Here is an 18,601-nt window from a genome sequence, read left to right on the forward strand (position 1 = left end):
TCTATCTCACCTCTACTGTAATGGCTTGTTTGGGACAGATCTGTGCACAAACACCACAGCCTACACAGCTTTCTTTTAGAATACCCGATTTTTTATTGGCTCGATCAAAAGCCAATGCCGGACAACCGGACTTCAGGCATTTTTTGCAGCCGATGCATTTATCAACATCGACGGAACAAACTTTCTTAAAGGCCATTGGGAACTCTTCATTATCCTGGCCAGAGAATTTTTTCAGAACACAGGGCCAACGGGTAATAATAACAGCAGGACCATCAGTATTTAGTCCCCATTCAATGGCTTCTTCAACAATCTGAAGATTATTGGGATCGATAGAGATCAGGTTTTTTACGCCACAGGCTTTTACCATCGCTTCAATGTCAATCATCGGTGCTGCTTCGCCCATTAAATCATAACCAGTTCCGGGATTCTGTTGGTGACCAGTCATACCGGTAATACGGTTATCGAGAATAATGGTTAGAGTATTACTTTTATTATAGGTGACATCCATCAAACTGGTTATTCCCGAATGGAAAAAGGTTGAATCACCAAGAATTGATACCACTTTTTTTGAATGATCGCCTTTGATGTCAAAGGCTTTTTGAACACCGTGACCAGCACTGATGCTGGCACCCATACAAATCATCGCATCAGTAGCATTATAGGGGGCCATCAGTCCTAACGAGTAACAGCCAATATCGCTGAAGATCATTAGATCTTTTCGTCGGCCTAACTCATAAAAAACGCCGCGATGCGGACATCCGGCGCACAGTGCCGGGGGTCGTGGTAATACCAATTCTGGATTGGGCTCAATAATTTGAACAGTCTCGTCTAAAAGGGCTTTACGGACGCGATCAGGAGTCAGCTCACCCATGACGGGCAATTTTTCTTTACCGATGCAGTCAATTCCGGCTGCTTTGATTTCTTTTTCCATGATCGGATCGTTTTCTTCAAATATATAAAGGGTCTTTTTTCCTTTGGCGAAGGCCGCAATTTTTTCCATTGGTAGTGGATAACTAAAACCAATTTTTAAATATGAAACGGTATTCCCGAACACTTCTTTGGCATAACGATAGGCCACCCCGGATCCAATTACACCAATGTCAGAATGATTATCCTCACTGTAATTAAATGGCGTGGTATTAGAATAAGCTTCCAGACGTTTGAAATTATCAGCCAGCTTAACCTGCATACCTCGGGCAAATGCTGGTAACGGGCAATATTTCCGGATATCCTTTTCATAAGGTTTATCCATCACTTCTTCCCGGTCGCTACAAGAAACAATTGACTTAGAGTGACAAACCCGGGTTGTCATTCTGAATAAGACCGGCATGTCATAAGTTTCGCTGACAGCATAAGCTTCTTTGAGCATATCTTTAGCTTCCTGACTATCAGAAGGCTCAAACATACAGACTTTTGCATGGCGAGCATAATTGCGGTTATCCTGTTCATTCTGAGAAGAATGCATCCCTGGTTCGTCAGCGGTAACGAGAACTGCTCCAGCATTAACCCCCAGATAAGCAAAAGTAAACAGGGGATCGGTGGCAACATTAACACCCACGTGTTTCATGGCACATAAACTTCTGATGCCACCGATAGATGCACCGGCTGCTGCTTCCAGAGCGACCTTTTCATTGGGGGCCCATTCAGACACAATTTCCTTATAAGTAGCCACATTTTCTAATATTTCGGTACTTGGTGTTCCCGGATAGGCTGTGGCAAACTTTACCCCAGCCTCCCAGGCCCCTCTTGCGATGGCTTCATTTCCAGTTAATAATAGCTTCATTTCTTTTTTAATGCTCCTCTCATATTTGGTGACAATCATCCATTTCCTGGGTTAAAAATGCCCCCAGAATAATGGAATTTAGTTTATTTTCATAAGAATCCGATCGGGACGTTAAAATAATGGGTGCACAGGCACCCATCACGATCCCTCCCAACTGGGCATTACCCAGATGAGTCATTACTTTTATGATTGCATTGCCAGTTTCAATGTCTGGCATAACAATAACATCCACATCTCCCGCCACTTCCGATACATAACCTTTTATCTGCGCAGCTTTTTTTGAGATCAACAAATCCATCGCGATGGGACCTTCAACCAGAACATCTTCACCAAAATAGTGGTGTAGAGATAACTCTTTTAATGCTGCACCATCGACAGTAGCAGGCATTTTAGGATTAATCTTTTCTTTAGCTGCAAGGCAACCAACCTTGATGTGCTGCATACCCAGCAGTCTGGAAAAATCAACGGCGTTGGTGATGATCCCTTTTTTCTTATTTAAATCGGGGGCAATAATCATTCCACCATCAGATAAAACGAGAAACTTGTGATAGGAGGAAATTCTGATCATCATTATACTACTCAGGAGTCGTCCGGTCGTCAGACCACCGGTTTTACTAATGACAGCTTTTAAAAAAATGGATGTGTCGACAAGTCCCTTCATAATAAAATCAGCCTGTCCCTGACGCACCAAAGCCACCGATTTTTCACAAGCGGTCACACGATCTGGGACATCGATGATTTCCATATTTTTGACATCGATTCTTTCATTAATGCTAATTTCTTCAATCATTTTTTGATTGCCGACAAGAATTACCCGATTCAAATATAATTCGTTTGCTGTAGAAAGGGCTTTTAATAATTCGCCTTCTTCGGCAGCTGCGATGACAAGGGTATTCTTAACGCCGAGTTTTACTGATTCACCAATATCATTAAAATTATCGAACATCTTAACCTCATTTTTCATATGTAACATTATACACTAATTTAAACACATAATAAAGAAACAATTTTGTTACAATTGCTTCACGAACGATCATTGAACGGTATTGTCAGAGCAAAATCCAACTTCCACTAGAAACGATGAAATAATAGAACGAATACAAAAACTTCCTGATCTATTCTAGCATGAACAGATCAGGAAGACTATGAAAAACGCCTAGATATTTTTATACTCCGAAAAACGACGACTTTTTAATTAAGGAATCTATTTTCGTTCGCCTAATGGTTCATAAGCACGACGTTCGCTAACATTCTTATATGCCGGTCGTATAATTTTACCAGCGTTAATGAGCTCTTCAAGTCGGTGAGCACTCCAACCAGCAATTCTGGCGATTGCAAAAATTGGAGTAAAGAGTTCAAGGGGTAATCCCAGCATACTATAAACAAAGCCGCTATAAAAATCAACATTAGCACTAACACCTTTGTAAATTTTTCGCTCCTCACCAATAACTTCTGGAGCTAATCGTTCAACCATTGAATAGAGTTCAAATTCATCATGTAGTCCCTTTTCCTCTGAAAGACTTCGAACATAGCCTTTGAATACATTTGCTCGCGGATCGGATACTGAATAGATGGCATGACCCATTCCGTAAATCAAACCGGCATTGTCAAAGGCTCGCTTATGAAGAAGATCCACCAGATATTGTCGTACTTGTTTTTCGTCGGTCCAATCAGCTAGTGTTTTTTTCATATCTTCAAACATTTCGACGACTTTGATATTGGCGCCACCATGTTTTGGGCCTTTTAACGAACCCAATGAAGCGGCAATAACCGAATAGGTATCGGTGCCGGAGGAAGACACTACATGGGTGGTGAAGGTTGAGTTATTCCCCCCACCATGTTCGGCATGGAGTACCAAAGCAATATCAAGTATTCGTGCTTCGAGCTCAGTATACTTGCTGTCGGATCGAAGGATATAGAGAATATTTTCCGCTGTTGACAGCTCAGGCTGGGGCTGATGAATAAATAGACTCTGATCATCATGATAGTGTTTATAGGTTTGATATCCGTATACCGCCAACATGGGAAATAAGGCGATCAACTCCAGGGATTGTCTTAAAACGTTAGGAATAGAAACATCGCTGGCATTATCATCATAAGAGAAAAGTGTCAAAACACTTCTGGCTAGAGTGTTCATCATGTCTGAACTGGGGGCTTTCATGATAATATCGCGGACAAAACTGGTTGGTAAGCTTCGATAATTACCAAGTACCTTGGTGAAATTTTTAAGTTCATTCTGATTCGGCTGATCGCCAAAAAGTAATAGATAGACAATTTCTTCAAAACCAAAACGCTTTTCTTTAACAAAACCAGCTACAAGTTCTTCAACATCAACGCCGCGATAGAAAAGTTTTCCTTCAGTACCAATTTTCTTACCATCTTCAAAAACATAGGCTTGAATTTCAGAGATTTCAGTTAATCCGGTTAAGACACCATTTCCATCTAAATCCCTCAAACCACGATTAACTTGATGTTTTTTATATAATGATGGTTCAATGTAACTATTTTTTACGCATAAATCGCTATATTCTATAATCTCAGGGGTAATTTCCGAAAAAATATGATTCATCTTCTATCTCCTTTATCTCACTCATTTTATATAATTATACAATAAAATATGATTCAAATAAAGTTAATTAATTATTTTTTTATGTACTTTTGAAAGACTTTTTTTAATAACACCTTTTTTTATGCCTGAATACATAGATTGTACCAATATATACTAATACATAGATTGTACCAATATATACTAATACATAGATTGTACCAATATATACTAAAATATGAAAGATTTATTTTTCAACTTGCATTATTTATAGTATTTTAAAATTCAAATCTTCATTAATGATTGTTTGTTTTTTTGGTTTTTCGAATAATGATTGAAACTTATCATTCGTCAAAAAGTAAAAACTCCGACTCATATGAGTCGGAGTTAAAAATCAATAAATATGGCAGGGGTATGAGGACTCGAACCTCAGGCACGTGGTTTTGGAGACCACTGCTCTACCAACTGAGCTATACCCCTACAACAGCAACTACTATATTATAAATGCTGGTGGGATACTTGTCAATATATTTATCAAATATTTATACTTTTAAATCGATCTTATTTAAATCAAGCAATTCCTGATTGGTTCTCAAGATTGGGCTCACTTCTTCATTAATAAAGTCGTCTACCTGCTGAGGTGCTCTACCGACGTAAAGGATTGGGTCTAAAAGGGCATCAACATCTTCAGCTTTTAAATTAAACGACGGATCCTTCAGAATTCGTTCAATTAAGTCATTGGCTTTTCCTTCGACTTTAACAGTATGACCTGCTTCCATCGAGAGGACTCTGATTTTTTCATGAAGTTCCTGTCGATCACCGCCTCGTTTTACACCTTCCATAATAATATTTTCGGTGACCATAAAAGGTAGTTCTGCATTGATGTGCTGAAGGATAACTTTGGGATAAACAACTAAATTTTCGGATACATTCATGGCAATCGTCAGAATAGCGTCGGTGGCTAAAAATCCTTCGGGGATACTGATTCGCTTATTGGCCGAATCATCCAAAGTCCGTTCAAACCATTGCGCCGAAGCAGTCAAAGCCGGATTAAGAGAATTCACGATAATATAGCGAGCTAGAGAACAGATCCGTTCTGACCGCATCGGGTTTCGTTTGTATGCCATTGCTGATGAACCGATCTGATTTTTTTCAAAGGGCTCTTCTACCTCTTTTAAATTCTGGAGCAGTCGGATATCTGTGGCAAATTTTGTCAGTGTCTGAGCAATGCCGCTTAAGACATTTAGCACCTGCGAATCAAATTTTCGAGAATAGGTCTGACCGCTAACGGCAAAAGACTTTTTAAAACCCATTTTATCAGCGACCAAATCGTCGAGCTTTTTAACTTTTTGATGATCATTATCAAAAAGCTCCATAAAACTTGCCTGAGTACCAGTAGTACCTTTAACCCCTAGCAGTTTAACATTACTAATGATGTGATCAAGATCCGATAAGTCCATTAATAAATCCTGAATCCATAAACATGCCCGTTTACCGACCGTAGTTAATTGAGCAGGCTGAAAATGGGTAAAACCTAATGTTGGTAAATCTTTATGCTTAGCCGCAAAGACAGAAAGATGGTTGATCAGATTAAGCAGTTGTTTTCGAACATGCCGCAGTCCTTCGGTATAAACAATGATGTCCGTATTATCGCCGACATAAGCGCTGGTCGCACCAAGATGGATGATTCCTTTTGCTTTAGGGCATTGGGCACCATAGGTGTGAACATGCGCCATGACATCATGTCGCAGTTCTTTTTCCTTTTTAGCCGCGAGTTCATAATCAATGTTGGTGATATTGGACTTTAGCTCAGCAATCTGTTCTTCGGTAATATTAAGACCCAGATCGCGTTCTGCTTCTGCCAAAGCGACCCATAATTTCCTCCAGTTTTGAAACTTATTGTCAGCTGAGAAAATATGGAGGACTTCCTTTGACGAATAACGTTCAATTAACGGGTTTTCATAATATGCTTTCATAATAATTTCCATTCCTTTCAATTAGATCACAAATTCTACAAGAGCAAGAATTCGAAAGAATCCGTCTCTTACTTATCGGTCTTGTAGGTTTCATATAATCGCGTGATTTTACTCACCTTGTTTTCAATTTCATCGATTGCCAGGATAATTCCATTGATTTGAACATTTCCAGTTGCGGTAACAAACCGGCTGGGTCTTTTAGTTAGCATCGTGTCAATTATAATCTGGCGATCAACGCCAATAACCCCATCAATGGGTCCGGTCATGCCAATATCAGTGATATAGGCAGTTCCACCTTCTAGAATTCGTTCATCGGCGGTTTGAACATGGGTATGGGTTCCATACACCGCTGTTGCCCAGCTGTCCATAAAATAGCCAAAGGCAATTTTTTCTGAGGTTGCTTCCGCGTGAAAATCAATCAGGACCAGATCAGCGGAGCTTTTTAATGTTCCTATTAAAGGCGCCATGGTATTAAAAGGGCAGTTAAGATTGGGCATAAAGATCTGTCCAGATAGATTGATAACACAGATTGTTTTAGAGCCACCATTTTTTAATTCACAAGTGAAAAAATCATAACCTTTACCGGGGCACGGATCTGGATAATTCAGAGGCCGGATAATTTGTGGAAAATCAGCGATTGTTTCCAACAATTCTTTTTGCTGCCAGACATGATTACCCATGGTGATAACATCAATGGGTAAGCTTAACATTTCTTTGGCATTTTTTGTCGAGAGTCCATTTCCACCGGAAGCATTTTCGCCATTGACAATGGTAAAATCAATCTGATGCTCCGTGATCAATTGGGGCAATTTTTCTTTTAAAATATTTCGTCCGGGTCTGCCGTAGACATCACCGAGTATTAATATATTCATAAATAATTCCTTCTCGCTGGTTAAGAAAACTGATTAAAAAAAGGGGAGATCATCTCCCCTTTTTGACTATTTAGCGTAGTCGCTTGCTCTTGTTTCGCGAATTAGATTAACCTTAATGTTCCCGGGATATTCCATTTCTGCTTCAATTTTCTTAGCAATATCACGTGATAGTAAAATCATCTCGTCATCGTCAACTTCATTTGGTTTTACCATAATTCTTACTTCACGTCCAGCTTGAATAGCATATGACTTCTCAACGCCTTCAAATGACATGGCAATGGTTTCAAGCTCCTGTAATCTTTGGATATAAGAAACGAGTGTTTCTCTTCTTGCACCAGGACGTGCTGCTGAAATGGCGTCTGCGGACTGAACAAGAACTGCTTCCATTGTTCGTGCTTCAACATCACCATGATGAGCTTCTACAGCATGAATGACATTTTTATTTTCTTTGTATTTTTTTAATACATTGACTCCAATTTCAACATGGGGTCCTTCGACCTCATGATCAATAGCTTTTCCAATATCGTGTAATAATCCTGCTCGTTTAGCGACCTTGATGTTACCATCCAATTCAGCCGCCATAATGCCAGCCAAATGGGATACTTCAATGGAATGCTTTAATACATTTTGACCATAACTGGTTCTGTATTTTAGTCTTCCCAACAGTCTTACGATCTCAGGATGCAGGCCATGAATTCCAGTATCAAAACAAGCTTGTTCCCCAACTTCTTTGATATGATTTTCTACTTCTTTTTGTGATTTCTTTACCATCTCTTCGATTCTGGCGGGATGAATTCGACCATCAATAATTAGTTTTTCTAAGGACAGTCTGGCAACTTCCCGGCGGATGGGATCAAAACCGGAAAGAATGACGGCTTCTGGGGTGTCATCAATGATCAGGTCAATTCCTGTTAGTGTTTCTAATGTTCGGATATTTCGACCTTCTCGACCAATAATACGGCCCTTCATCTCGTCATTTGGTAAGTTGACAACCGTTATGGTTTGTTCTGCCACATGATCTGCTGCACAACGTTGAATGGACTGTGAAATGAGTTCTTTCGCTTTTTTATCAGCAACAGCCTTTGATTCAACTTCGATTTGACGGATCATAATTGCAGCTTCTCGTCGTGTATCCTTACTGATATCTTCAAGCAGAATTTCTTTTGCTTCGTCATAAGTAAGACCGGATATACGTTCAAGTTCCTTAACCTGCTCATCATATAAGCTATCCACTTTTTCTTTTTTCTTTTCAATTTCTTTGCCTCTTTTGGTGAGGGCATCTTCATTGCGTTCTAAATTTGTTAGTTTTTTCTCAAGATTCTCTTCTTTTTGAATAAGTCGATTTTCAAGTTTCTGAAGCTCGGCTCTGCGTTCTCGGTTATCTTTTTCAAGTGATTCTTTTAATTTTAAGGATTCTTCCTTAGCGTCAAAAAGAATTTCCTTTTTTAAAGTTTCTCCTTCTTTTACGGCATCATTCACAATCGTTGTTGCGGTCAATTCAGCATTCCTTATCTTGCCTTCGGCAATATTCTTGCGCACAAAATAACCAACTCCAAACGCTGCGATAATACCAATGAATAAAATAATTGTTAGTATGTCTATAATTTTCACCTCCTTATAAACTATTTGCTATGTTTCTAATCTACTCATCATGATCTATATTTTATACTCTTTTGAAAATAGTGTCAAGAAACAAAGGCCACTCAAAGGGGTTATTTTTAATAATTCAAAAAAAGAACCTCGAAAAGGTTCTTTTTTGAATGGTTTTCCTGATTAATTCATTATTTTATTCAATATCGTCATTAGCCATCAAGTTTTCTTCGATGTCTTCAGGTTCAGCAACAATCTTACTAAGTGCATTTTTTTCACGTATTTCTTTTTCAATGGTATTAGCAACTTCAGGATTGGCCATTAGGTATTCTTTTGAATTATCACGGCCCTGTCCCAATCGTTGTTCATTATAAGAAAACCAGGATCCAGACTTATCGACAATACCAAAGTCCACTCCTACATCCAAAAGATCACCTTCTTTTGAGATGCCTTTGCCATACATGATGTCAAATTCTGCCTGTTTAAACGGTGGCGCAATTTTGTTTTTTACAATTTTAGCCCGGGTCCGGTTACCAACAATTTCGGTGCCCTTTTTAAGGGATTCAATCCGGCGCACATCGATTCGTACCGAAGCATAAAATTTAAGCGCTTTTCCGCCAGTGGTTGTTTCCGGATTACCAAACATTACCCCAATTTTTTCACGTAACTGATTAATAAAAATCGTTGTCGTATTTGATTTTTTTATCACACCGGTCAGTTTTCTTAAGGCTTGAGACATCAGTCGCGCCTGAAGCCCCATATGGGAATCCCCCATTTCACCATCGATTTCGGCTCGGGGTACCAAAGCCGCAACAGAGTCAATAACCACTACATCAATAGCGTTACTTCTTACCAGGGCTTCAACAATTTCCATAGCTTGTTCACCGGTATCAGGCTGCGCAACTAGGAGATTATCAATATCAACCCCTAAAGCTTTTGCATAAGTGGGATCTAAAGCATGCTCCGCATCAACGAAAGCTGCATTTCCACCAGCTTTTTGCGCTTCTGCAATAATGTGCAACGCAATAGTCGTTTTACCTGAAGATTCAGGTCCATAGATTTCCACAACACGTCCCCGGGGAACGCCGCCGACACCCAGTGCCATATCCAAACCGATAGATGATGTAGAAATCACTTCGACATTTAATTTGGCGGCATCATCGCCTAGACGCATCACAGCACCTTTGCCAAAACTTCTTTCAATGTTTTTTAACGCCGCATCCAACGCTTTTTGTTTATCTGTTAATTCTTCATTATTTGTTTTCGATTTTTCAGCCATTTGCAACCATCCTATTCTTTATTAGAACATTCGTTCTTGTTCTTTTTTTATTATATCTATTTTATTTGGATTTGTCAACTATGGTTTTTCTAATCAAGTGAAAGACTTTATTGGCAGTTTTTTGTTGGACTACTTTTCTTTCACCATTAAAGTGATAGTGATAGACATCGGTTAATTCATTAAAACACACCCCGATATATACAAGTCCTACCGGTTTTTTTTCGCTACCCCCTTCAGGGCCAGCAATGCCGGTAACCGAAACACTAAGCATCGATTGTGAAATCTTTTGTAAGTTTTCACACATTTCTCTTGCAGTTTCAGCACTAACCGCCCCATAGGTGTCTAGGGTTTCTTTTTTTACCCCTAGCAGATTAATTTTTGCTTCATTTGAATAGGTCACAAGTCCAGTTCCAAATACCATCGAAATACCTGGATACTCGGTAAGTTGGGAGGCAATTAAGCCGCCAGTACAGGATTCGGCCGTAGCCACGCTGATTCTTTTTTCCAATAATAATTTGCATACTGTTTCCTGAAGAGATTCCTTTGAAAATGAAAAAATATTTTCTTTAAAACGAGAAAGCATAATCTCCTGATAATGATCAAGTAATGTATTTACTTCATTTTCATCACGGCCATTTGCAGTAATGCGAACCAACACTTCGCCCATCTTGGCATAGGTGGCAATGGTTGGATTGACTTGGGCATCAATGAGATCCAGCAGACGGTCTTCTGTCGCTGACTCCCCGATGTCTGATAAATTATAATAACGGGAGATCACCAACTGTTGATTGTCCTGTTTTAAAAGGGGTAAGACAGCGTCTTCAAAAACCCGAGTCATTTCTCGTGGCGGTCCCGGTAGCATAATAATCACTCGGCCCTGTTCTTTTAAGAGGATCCCCGGAGCGGTTCCACAGGGATTAAATAGAATCTCAGCGGTTTCCGGGATGAAAGTCTGCTTGAGATTATTAGGCGTCATGGTAAATTCACGATTTGCAAAATATTGCAGCAAATCTTCTTTGGTTTTTTCGTCCTGAATAAGCTCTCTTTTGAAGAGTTTAGCAATGACTTCTTTGGTTAAATCATCTTGGGTTGGTCCCAGTCCACCCGTTGTAATGATCAGATCACTTCGGTTAAAAGCAATTCTTACCGCTTCCTCCAAACGATTTGGATTATCGCCAACAGTGGTATGAAAATAAACTCGGATACCCAAAAGGGACAGTTCTCGAGATAAGTATTGGACATTCGTATTAAGGGTATCACCAACTAAAAGCTCCGTACCGACAGAAATCAATTCACATTTCATTATTTGTTTCCTTTCAAAGCCATATCTTATTATTACATAGTAAAATTACTACAGGTTTCGTTTATTACATTGAACGAAATACTTTTTTGTTTAGAATAAGGTAATCAATGCCGGAATATAAGGTAAGAATGGTGGCAATATACATCATAATCGTAGCTGCCGGAATATTTATCAGCGAAAATGGCCAATTACCAAAAAGAATCAGGATGATGGCAATCATTTGGGAAATCGTTTTAGCTTTCCCCCATTTACTGGCTGCAATGATAATTCCATCAGCCGCAGCCAAAGATCGTAAACCCGTGATGGCAAACTCACGAGCAATGATAATAATCACCATCCAGGCTGGAACGGATCCCAACTGGACAAAACAAATCAGTGCTGAACAAACCAGCAATTTATCCGCCAGCGGGTCCATAAATTTCCCGAAATCAGTCACCAGGTTACGGCTTCTGGCAAGATAGCCATCCAGGCTGTCGGTTAACGCTGCAATAATAAATAAGGCGGCTGCAAGGGGCTGATGGTATGGAAATTCGATTAGTAACGCTGCGATGAAAAAAGGAATCATGGCCATTCTGACAACGGTAATCTTATTTGGTAAATTCATTTTCAATATCTCCTATCAAATCATATTCTAAAGCATTGACTATCTTAACGGAATAGAAATTTCCGATTGTTAAGGGAGTATTGTGACTGTCGACAAAAACAGTTCCATCTATTTCTGGAGCATCCCCATAAAAACGACCAAAGTAAGTATCCTCGTCCACCCCTTCGATCAATACTTTTAGGATTTTGCCAATAAAACGCTGCTTTTGGGCATGCGAAATAGACTGCTGAGTGATCATGATTTCATTATAGCGTTTTTCTTTTTCATCTTCAGGAATTTGATTTTCAAATTTCGCAGCCGGTGTATTTTCTTCCTGTGAATATTTAAATACCCCTAAATGATCAAAAGGCAACATTTTTATTTTATTAATCAGCTCAGCATGCTGCTCAGAGGTCTCACCTGGAAAGCCAGTAATAATTGAGGTTCTCACGACAGCTTCTGGTAGTGTCTTGCGGATTTTACTAATCAAATCAGCTGTCTGTTCAAAGGTCATCTTTCTACCCATTCGTTTTAAAACCATATCATTTAGATGCTGAAGTGGAATATCGAAATACGGGCTGATCGATGGATGTTGTTTGACAACAGCTAACAATTTATCAGTGATGCCTTCCGGGTAGAGATACATCATCCGAATCCAAGTAAACTCGAACTGACTGGCAATTTTTTTAAGTAGGTTTGGTAAGTCTAAATCTTCATCGAGATCTTTTCCGTATGGTGCAATGTCTTGTCCGATTAGAATTATCTCTTTGATGCCACGTTCCTGGAGGTATTGTAGTTCCTCAAAAATATTCAGGCTGCGACGACTGCGGTATTTACCTCTTATTTTAGGGATGACGCAATAGGTACAGCCATGGTCGCATCCCTCGCTGATGCGCACAAAAGTCGAAACTGTACCTTCCTTGATATAACGCCGGGCTTCAATGATGTCTTTGTCAATATCACCAAAAAATTGCGTCTCAATTCTTTTTTCTTCATTACCGATCGGATCCAAATAATCAGGGTCTGATGTGATTTCCAAATAAGTGATTAATTCCAGTATATTGTCAAAATGACCAACCCCTAAAAATCCGTCAATCTCAGGAATTTCTGCTGCAAGCTCTTCGTGGTAACGTTCTGCCATGCAGCCAGCAACAATTAGTCGTTGACACAAGCCCGAATTTTTATAATCGACATATTCCAGAATGTAATCAATCGATTGCTCCTTTGCCGATTGGATAAAACAACAGGTATTGACAATAATAATCTCAGCCTTTTTGGGATCAGTGACAATACTATATTTTTTTTCTTCAATTAAGCCTAGCATCATTTCTGAGTCAATGGTATTTTTGTCACATCCCAAAGTCGTCATGTGAATAGTCTTCATAGTTACCTACTCTCTTTTTTTAAATTCATCTTCTGTAATTAGAATTTTCCGGGCTTTGCTACCATTGGGACCGGAAATGATTCCACGATCCTCAAGATCATCAATAATTCGACCTGCTCGGGCGTAACCAACCTGTAGTTTTCGCTGGAGCATCGAAGTGGACAATTGGTTGTATTCAAAGGCAATATTTAGGGCATCTTCCAGTAAGACGTCTCCTTCTCGGCTTTGTGTTTTTTCCTCAGGTTCCTGGGAAATAGCTTCCTCGATGGAGGTATCATACTGCAGTCCCTTTTTAATCTTGACAGTATCAATCACCGCGTTTATCTCAGAATCAGATACGTAGGTACATTGCACGCGGGTCGGCTTCGATTGGCCAACCGGAAAATAGAGCATATCCCCTTTACCAAGGAGCTTCTCAGCCCCACCGGTGTCAAGAATTGTCCGGGAATCCGTGTTTGATGCCACTGAAAAGGCAATCCGCGATGGAATATTGGCTTTAATCAAGCCGGTAATAACATCGACTGAAGGCCGTTGCGTTGCGATGATCAGGTGAATACCGCAGGCTCTTGCTAATTGGGCAATCCGACAGATGGCATTTTCACATTCTTTTGGTGAGGTGATCATTAAGTCGGCCAACTCATCGATGACGATAACAATTCGAGGTAATTTTTTTTCTCCCGATTTGGTCATCAGCTCGTTATACCCTTCAATATCCCGAACTCCCGCTTCTTTGAAGAGCATATAACGATCGGTCATTTCTTTTAATCCCCAATTGAGAGCATAGGATGCTTTTTTGGGATCTGTCACCACTGGAATCAGCAGATGGGGAATGCTGTTATACTGATTCAATTCCACCATTTTGGGATCGATCATTATAAATCGTAATTCTTCAGGCGATGACTTAAAGATCAGACTAACAATAATACTGTTAATACAGACACTTTTACCGGATCCTGTCGCTCCAGCAATTAGCATATGAGGCATTTTCCCAATATCACCGATAATGTTTTCGCCTGAAAGGGTTTTACCTAATGCGAAGGTTAACGGACTCTTGCTGTTAATAAACTGCGGTGTTTCAATAATTTCACGCAGGCCAACAATTTCAGAAACATCATTAGGCACTTCAATGCCAACAGCTGCTTTCCCGGGTATCGGCGCTTCAATACGAATATCTGAGGTGGCAAGGCTGAGGGCTAGATCACTGGACAGATTAACGAATTTATTGACTTTGACCCCTGGATCAAGTTGCAATTCAAAACGGGTAATACTTGGGCCTACATTGACCTCGACGATTTTAGCTTTGACCCCAAAATTTTTCAATGTTTCCTCGATGATTTTAGCTTTCTTAATAACATCGTCTTTTTTTGATTTCTTTTTAGCAGCTGGAGGGTTTAAAAGTGATAAAGAAGGAAAGGTATATTCCTCAGGTTCTGTTTCGAAATTAACTGCTGATAAATCCAAAACTTTCGTTTCATCGTCAGCTTTTGTTTCTTTATTTAAATTTTTACTTGCATCTTTATTCAATTCATTTTTAGGGGGGCCAAAATCCTCAAAATTTGGTGGTTTCAAGAAATTTTCATGAATCTTCATTGGAGTTTCTTTTTCATCTGCATCTTCTTCAATAAAACCAAAAGGATCCTGTTTAGCTTTCTTTTTTGTAGGAGGTCCAGTTACCGGTTCAAACAATGGTTTCTCAGAGACCTGATGGAGCTGATTAGACTCATTGATCTGATAGGGTTCAAACAACGGCGCATTGTCATCATAATCGCCCACCATTGGTATCAGTGTAGTTTCAGAAGTACGTTCCTTAGTGGCTTTAACCTCTTTTTTGATTCGTTGTTTGTCCCGGATTATATCAATCCGGTCTTTCAGGCGATCTTTGATCGGAGGAGAATTTTCTTTTTTATCCTTGATCAGGTTTAAATATTTTTTTAGACTGTTTCTGAAAATAAAAATTAATATAATTGCCGAGCTTATCATAACTAACAGCAGCGTACCTTTCACTGCAAATAATTTAACAAAAAGCATTGCCAGGAGAATACCGATGATACCACCATATTGGCCATACAGGGCTAAACTAAACAGTTCCGGGATGCTATAGTCCATCAGATTCGGGGCATTAACAGTAAATCCGATCATAAAATTCACAAGTAGCAAAAAGACTAAGACAAATGTGGTCCGCCATTCCTCAATTTTATTAAGACACAGCACAACCCCAAGGACAAAAATGAAGATCGACATAAAAATTGTGAGGGCCCCAAAACAATAACTGAAGGCCTGGCTGACAAAGTTACCAACCATCCCAGCATTAAAGTCGATATATGCATAAATAGAGAAAATACCCAGTAGTATTAAAAAGATCCCGACTGCCATATTACTGATAGAAAAACGCTTCACCGTTTTTGCTGCTGGTTTCTTCTTTGTTTTACGTTTATTTGATTTGTTCTGATTCGTTTTTTTTGTGTTGTTTTTATTTATTGCCATTGGTCTCCTCGAATTTATATTAAACGATATAATGATAAAAAAGGTGCAGGTAAACCTGCACCTTTTGATTATGTTATAAGATAAGATTGGAAAGCGGTGCAGCAATCAATGAAGTTTCACGACTTTAGCTTATTTTAATGAGATCCGCAGCGTCTATTTTCCGGAATGTCCAAAACCACCATGACCACGCTCACTGGCGGCCAATTCTTCCGCACTGAAAACCTCAACAAAATCTGCCTTGACATACTCAGCGAAAACCATTTGGGCAATTCGCTCTCCTGGTTCCAACTGATAAGGTTTATCAAGTAAGTTTATCAGAATTATCTTAATTTCGCCACGATAATCAGCATCAATGGTACCGACGCCGTTGACCAGAGATAAACCATGTTTAAGCGACAAACCGCTTCTAGCACGAATCTGTGCTTCAACACCAATGGGCATTTCTAAAAAAATACCGGTTGGTATTTGATAAACCTTATGGGGCATGATAATCATTTTCGAATTAAGATTTGCCCTCAAATCGACTCCAGAAGAACCAACCGTTTGATATTCTGGTAACGGATATTGAGATTGATTCAGTATTTTAATCGAATAATTCTTGATCATCTTTATTCCTTTGGCAGCATTGCTTTTCGTGAAAGGTTAATACGGCCCTGTCCGTCGATTTCCATAACCTTAACCGTCACTTCGTCGCCAATTTTCACAACATCTTCAACAGCGTTGACCCGTTCATTGGCTAATTTAGAAATATGAACTAAACCGTCTTTACCACCTGGTAGAGATACAAAAGCACCAAAATTCATGATCCGGACAACTTTTCCGGTTAAAACTTCACCAACTTCAACTTCTCTGACGATGTTTTCAATAATTTCTTTGGCTCGATTACCAGATTCGGTATCTACTGAAGCAATGAAGATTCGGCCATCATCTTCGATATCAATTTTTACTCCGGTGTCATCAATAATCTTGTTAATGACCTTGCCGCCAGAACCGATAACATCGCGGATTTTATCCGGTTTAATTTGGAAAATAATAATCCGTGGAGCATAGGGTGATAAATCTTTGCGTGATTCGGCGATTTCTTCATTCATGATGCCAAGGATATGGAGTCGACCAATTCTAGCTTGTTCCAGGGCTTCAGTCAAAATTTGTTTGTTGATGCCATCTATTTTAATATCCATTTGGATGGCTGTAATACCATCGGCTGTTCCGGCCACTTTAAAATCCATATCGCCAAGGAAGTCTTCCATTCCCTGAATATCAGAAAGAATGGCTAATTTATCATCTTCTTTAACCAAACCCATCGCAATACCAGCAACGGGTGCTTTAAGCGGAACACCAGCAGCCATTAATGAAAGCGAACTGCCGCAAACACTAGCCTGGGAGGTTGAACCATTTGAACTTAGTACTTCAGAAACCACCCGAATAGCATATGGAAATTCATCTTCAGATGGCAGGACCGGAATTAACGCCCGTTCAGCCAATGCACCATGCCCAATTTCACGACGGCCTGGGCCACGTGATGGTCGGGCTTCCCCAACACTGTATGATGGGAAGTTATAATGGTGGATATAACGCTTAGACTCTTCATTTGACAGGCCATCCAGTTTTTGCACATCACCAAGAACACCCAGAGTTACAACCGAAAGTACCTGAGTTTCACCTCGGGTAAATAATCCAGAACCATGGGGTCTTTCCAAAAAGTCTATCTTAGCTGTGATCTGGCGAATTTCATCCATTTTTCGATTATCTGGACGAATACGGTCTTCAAGAATCATGCGACGAATTTCTTTTTTAACGAGTGAACTAATCACATCATCAATTTCGATCTTCTGATTAGGATAAATTTCTAAGAAATGATCTTTTACAAGCTCTTTTATTTTTTCAATATTGTCAAGTCGTTCCATTTTGTCAGGTGTTTTAACAGCATCACTTAATTGATCACCAAGAAAAGCCACAATTTCAGCTTTGATTTCTTCAGATGGTGCAAAAATTGGATAATCAGCCTTTGTCTTACCAACAGCCGCAATAATTTCTTCCTGAAAAGCAACAATTTTCTTTATTTCTTCATGAGCCAATAAAATGGCTTCAAGCATTGCTGTTTCAGAAATCTCATTAGATGATGACTCAACCATCATAATTGCATCTTTGGTTCCTGATACAATCAGGTTAAGATCACTAATAGCCCGTTGTTCTTCATTTGGATTGACAATAAATTTTTCGTCAACAAGACCGATAGCAACCGAGCCAATTGGTCCATTAAAGGGCAAATCAGAAATCGATAAAACGATGGAAGCTCCAATCATGGCCGCTATTTCTGGAGCATTATCCTGATCGACAGACATAACTGTCGCAATGACCTGAACTTCATTTCTAAAGCCTTTAGGAAAGAGTGGACGGATCGGGCGATCCATCAGTCGACAATTTAAAATAGCTCTTTCTGTTGGGCGACCTTCACGCTTTATAAAGCCGCCAGGAAATTTCCCGACAGAATATTGTTTTTCTTCATAGTCGCAACTTAATGGGAAAAAATCCATCCCTTCTCGGGGTTTTTTAGCCGCTGAAACAACAGCTAAAACTTCTGTTTTTCCATATCTAATCATAGCTGCACCTTTTGCAAGCAGTGCAACCTCGCCAATTTCCACGCGGAGTGGTCGTCCGGCAATTTCAGTTTCAAAAATATTCATTTTTTTCTCGCTTTCTCTTATAATTCCCCAGAAGTGGTGCTTTTACACCCTCTGGTGTAAGGTGCAATCATAAGGGTATCGGGATCCGCATTTGGATTGATAACCTTCAGGTAAA

General features: G+C 39.6%; 13 protein-coding genes and 1 tRNA gene. All 14 read right to left on the reverse strand.

Going from position 1 to position 18,601, the window contains the following annotated elements:
* Nucleotide 1 precedes the first annotated feature (1 nt).
* Complete coding sequence (gene iorA, locus DOZ58_RS02855) at nucleotides 2-1,783, reverse strand: indolepyruvate ferredoxin oxidoreductase subunit alpha (RefSeq protein ID WP_111889663.1); 1,782 nt, start codon at nucleotides 1,781-1,783, stop codon at nucleotides 2-4.
* Between the two features lie 19 nt (nucleotides 1,784-1,802).
* Complete coding sequence (locus tag DOZ58_RS02860; RefSeq protein WP_111886919.1) at nucleotides 1,803-2,729, reverse strand: phosphate acyltransferase; 927 nt, start codon at nucleotides 2,727-2,729, stop codon at nucleotides 1,803-1,805.
* A 258-nt stretch (nucleotides 2,730-2,987) separates the two neighbouring features.
* Nucleotides 2,988-4,352: a citrate/2-methylcitrate synthase gene (locus tag DOZ58_RS02865; RefSeq protein WP_111886920.1), complete on the reverse strand. Its 1,365-nt coding sequence runs from the start codon at nucleotides 4,350-4,352 to the stop codon at nucleotides 2,988-2,990.
* 380 nt (nucleotides 4,353-4,732) lie between these two features.
* A tRNA-Trp gene (locus DOZ58_RS02870) sits at nucleotides 4,733-4,808 on the reverse strand.
* A gap of 62 nt (nucleotides 4,809-4,870) precedes the next feature.
* A complete protein-coding gene (gene purB, locus DOZ58_RS02875) occupies nucleotides 4,871-6,304 on the reverse strand; it encodes an adenylosuccinate lyase (protein WP_111886921.1) in 1,434 nt (477 codons plus the stop codon).
* A 68-nt stretch (nucleotides 6,305-6,372) separates the two neighbouring features.
* Complete coding sequence (locus DOZ58_RS02880) at nucleotides 6,373-7,176, reverse strand: TIGR00282 family metallophosphoesterase (RefSeq protein ID WP_111886922.1); 804 nt, start codon at nucleotides 7,174-7,176, stop codon at nucleotides 6,373-6,375.
* Between the two features lie 66 nt (nucleotides 7,177-7,242).
* Entirely contained in the window at nucleotides 7,243-8,787 is a 1,545-nt protein-coding gene (gene rny, locus DOZ58_RS02885; protein WP_111886923.1) for a ribonuclease Y, read from the reverse strand.
* 175 nt (nucleotides 8,788-8,962) lie between these two features.
* Nucleotides 8,963-10,045 carry a recombinase RecA gene (recA, locus tag DOZ58_RS02890; protein ID WP_111886924.1) on the reverse strand — a complete coding sequence of 361 codons (1,083 nt, stop codon included), beginning with the start codon at nucleotides 10,043-10,045 and terminating at the stop codon, nucleotides 8,963-8,965.
* Between the two features lie 61 nt (nucleotides 10,046-10,106).
* On the reverse strand, nucleotides 10,107-11,348 hold the full coding sequence (locus tag DOZ58_RS02895; protein WP_111886925.1) for a competence/damage-inducible protein A: 1,242 nt from the start codon (nucleotides 11,346-11,348) through the stop codon (nucleotides 10,107-10,109).
* Between the two features lie 64 nt (nucleotides 11,349-11,412).
* Nucleotides 11,413-11,952: a CDP-diacylglycerol--glycerol-3-phosphate 3-phosphatidyltransferase gene (pgsA, locus tag DOZ58_RS02900; protein ID WP_111886926.1), complete on the reverse strand. Its 540-nt coding sequence runs from the start codon at nucleotides 11,950-11,952 to the stop codon at nucleotides 11,413-11,415.
* Complete coding sequence (rimO, locus tag DOZ58_RS02905) at nucleotides 11,936-13,315, reverse strand: 30S ribosomal protein S12 methylthiotransferase RimO (RefSeq protein WP_111886927.1); 1,380 nt, start codon at nucleotides 13,313-13,315, stop codon at nucleotides 11,936-11,938. Before rimO ends, pgsA begins: the two co-directional genes overlap by 17 nt.
* A 6-nt stretch (nucleotides 13,316-13,321) precedes the next feature.
* Nucleotides 13,322-15,799, reverse strand: a complete 2,478-nt coding sequence (locus tag DOZ58_RS02910; RefSeq protein WP_111886928.1) for a DNA translocase FtsK — start codon at nucleotides 15,797-15,799, stop codon at nucleotides 13,322-13,324.
* A 153-nt stretch (nucleotides 15,800-15,952) separates the two neighbouring features.
* Nucleotides 15,953-16,405 (reverse strand): dUTP diphosphatase, encoded by a 453-nt coding sequence (dut, locus tag DOZ58_RS02915; RefSeq protein ID WP_111886929.1) that lies wholly within the window; start codon nucleotides 16,403-16,405, stop codon nucleotides 15,953-15,955.
* 2 nt (nucleotides 16,406-16,407) lie between these two features.
* Nucleotides 16,408-18,486, reverse strand: a complete 2,079-nt coding sequence (locus tag DOZ58_RS02920) for a polyribonucleotide nucleotidyltransferase (RefSeq protein WP_111886930.1) — start codon at nucleotides 18,484-18,486, stop codon at nucleotides 16,408-16,410.
* Nucleotides 18,487-18,601: the final 115 nt, after the last annotated feature.

The sequence above is a fragment of the Acetobacterium sp. KB-1 genome (assembly GCF_003260995.1).
Lineage (GTDB): Bacteria > Bacillota > Clostridia > Eubacteriales > Eubacteriaceae > Acetobacterium > Acetobacterium carbinolicum.

Excerpts from the sequence above, each read along its gene's own strand:
- iorA (WP_111889663.1), bottom strand. The coding sequence starts at position 1,783 with ATGAAGCTATTATTAACTGGAAATGAAGCCATCGCAAGAGGGGCCTGG.
- DOZ58_RS02860 (WP_111886919.1), bottom strand. The coding sequence starts at position 2,729 with ATGTTCGATAATTTTAATGATATTGGTGAATCAGTAAAACTCGGCGTT.
- DOZ58_RS02865 (WP_111886920.1), bottom strand. The coding sequence starts at position 4,352 with ATGAATCATATTTTTTCGGAAATTACCCCTGAGATTATAGAATATAGC.
- purB (WP_111886921.1), bottom strand. The coding sequence starts at position 6,304 with ATGAAAGCATATTATGAAAACCCGTTAATTGAACGTTATTCGTCAAAG.
- DOZ58_RS02880 (WP_111886922.1), bottom strand. The coding sequence starts at position 7,176 with ATGAATATATTAATACTCGGTGATGTCTACGGCAGACCCGGACGAAAT.
- recA (WP_111886924.1), bottom strand. The coding sequence starts at position 10,045 with ATGGCTGAAAAATCGAAAACAAATAATGAAGAATTAACAGATAAACAA.
- DOZ58_RS02895 (WP_111886925.1), bottom strand. The coding sequence starts at position 11,348 with ATGAAATGTGAATTGATTTCTGTCGGTACGGAGCTTTTAGTTGGTGAT.
- pgsA (WP_111886926.1), bottom strand. The coding sequence starts at position 11,952 with ATGAATTTACCAAATAAGATTACCGTTGTCAGAATGGCCATGATTCCT.
- rimO (WP_111886927.1), bottom strand. The coding sequence starts at position 13,315 with ATGAAGACTATTCACATGACGACTTTGGGATGTGACAAAAATACCATT.
- DOZ58_RS02910 (WP_111886928.1), bottom strand. The coding sequence starts at position 15,799 with ATGGCAATAAATAAAAACAACACAAAAAAAACGAATCAGAACAAATCA.
- dut (WP_111886929.1), bottom strand. The coding sequence starts at position 16,405 with ATGATCAAGAATTATTCGATTAAAATACTGAATCAATCTCAATATCCG.
- DOZ58_RS02920 (WP_111886930.1), bottom strand. The coding sequence starts at position 18,486 with ATGAATATTTTTGAAACTGAAATTGCCGGACGACCACTCCGCGTGGAA.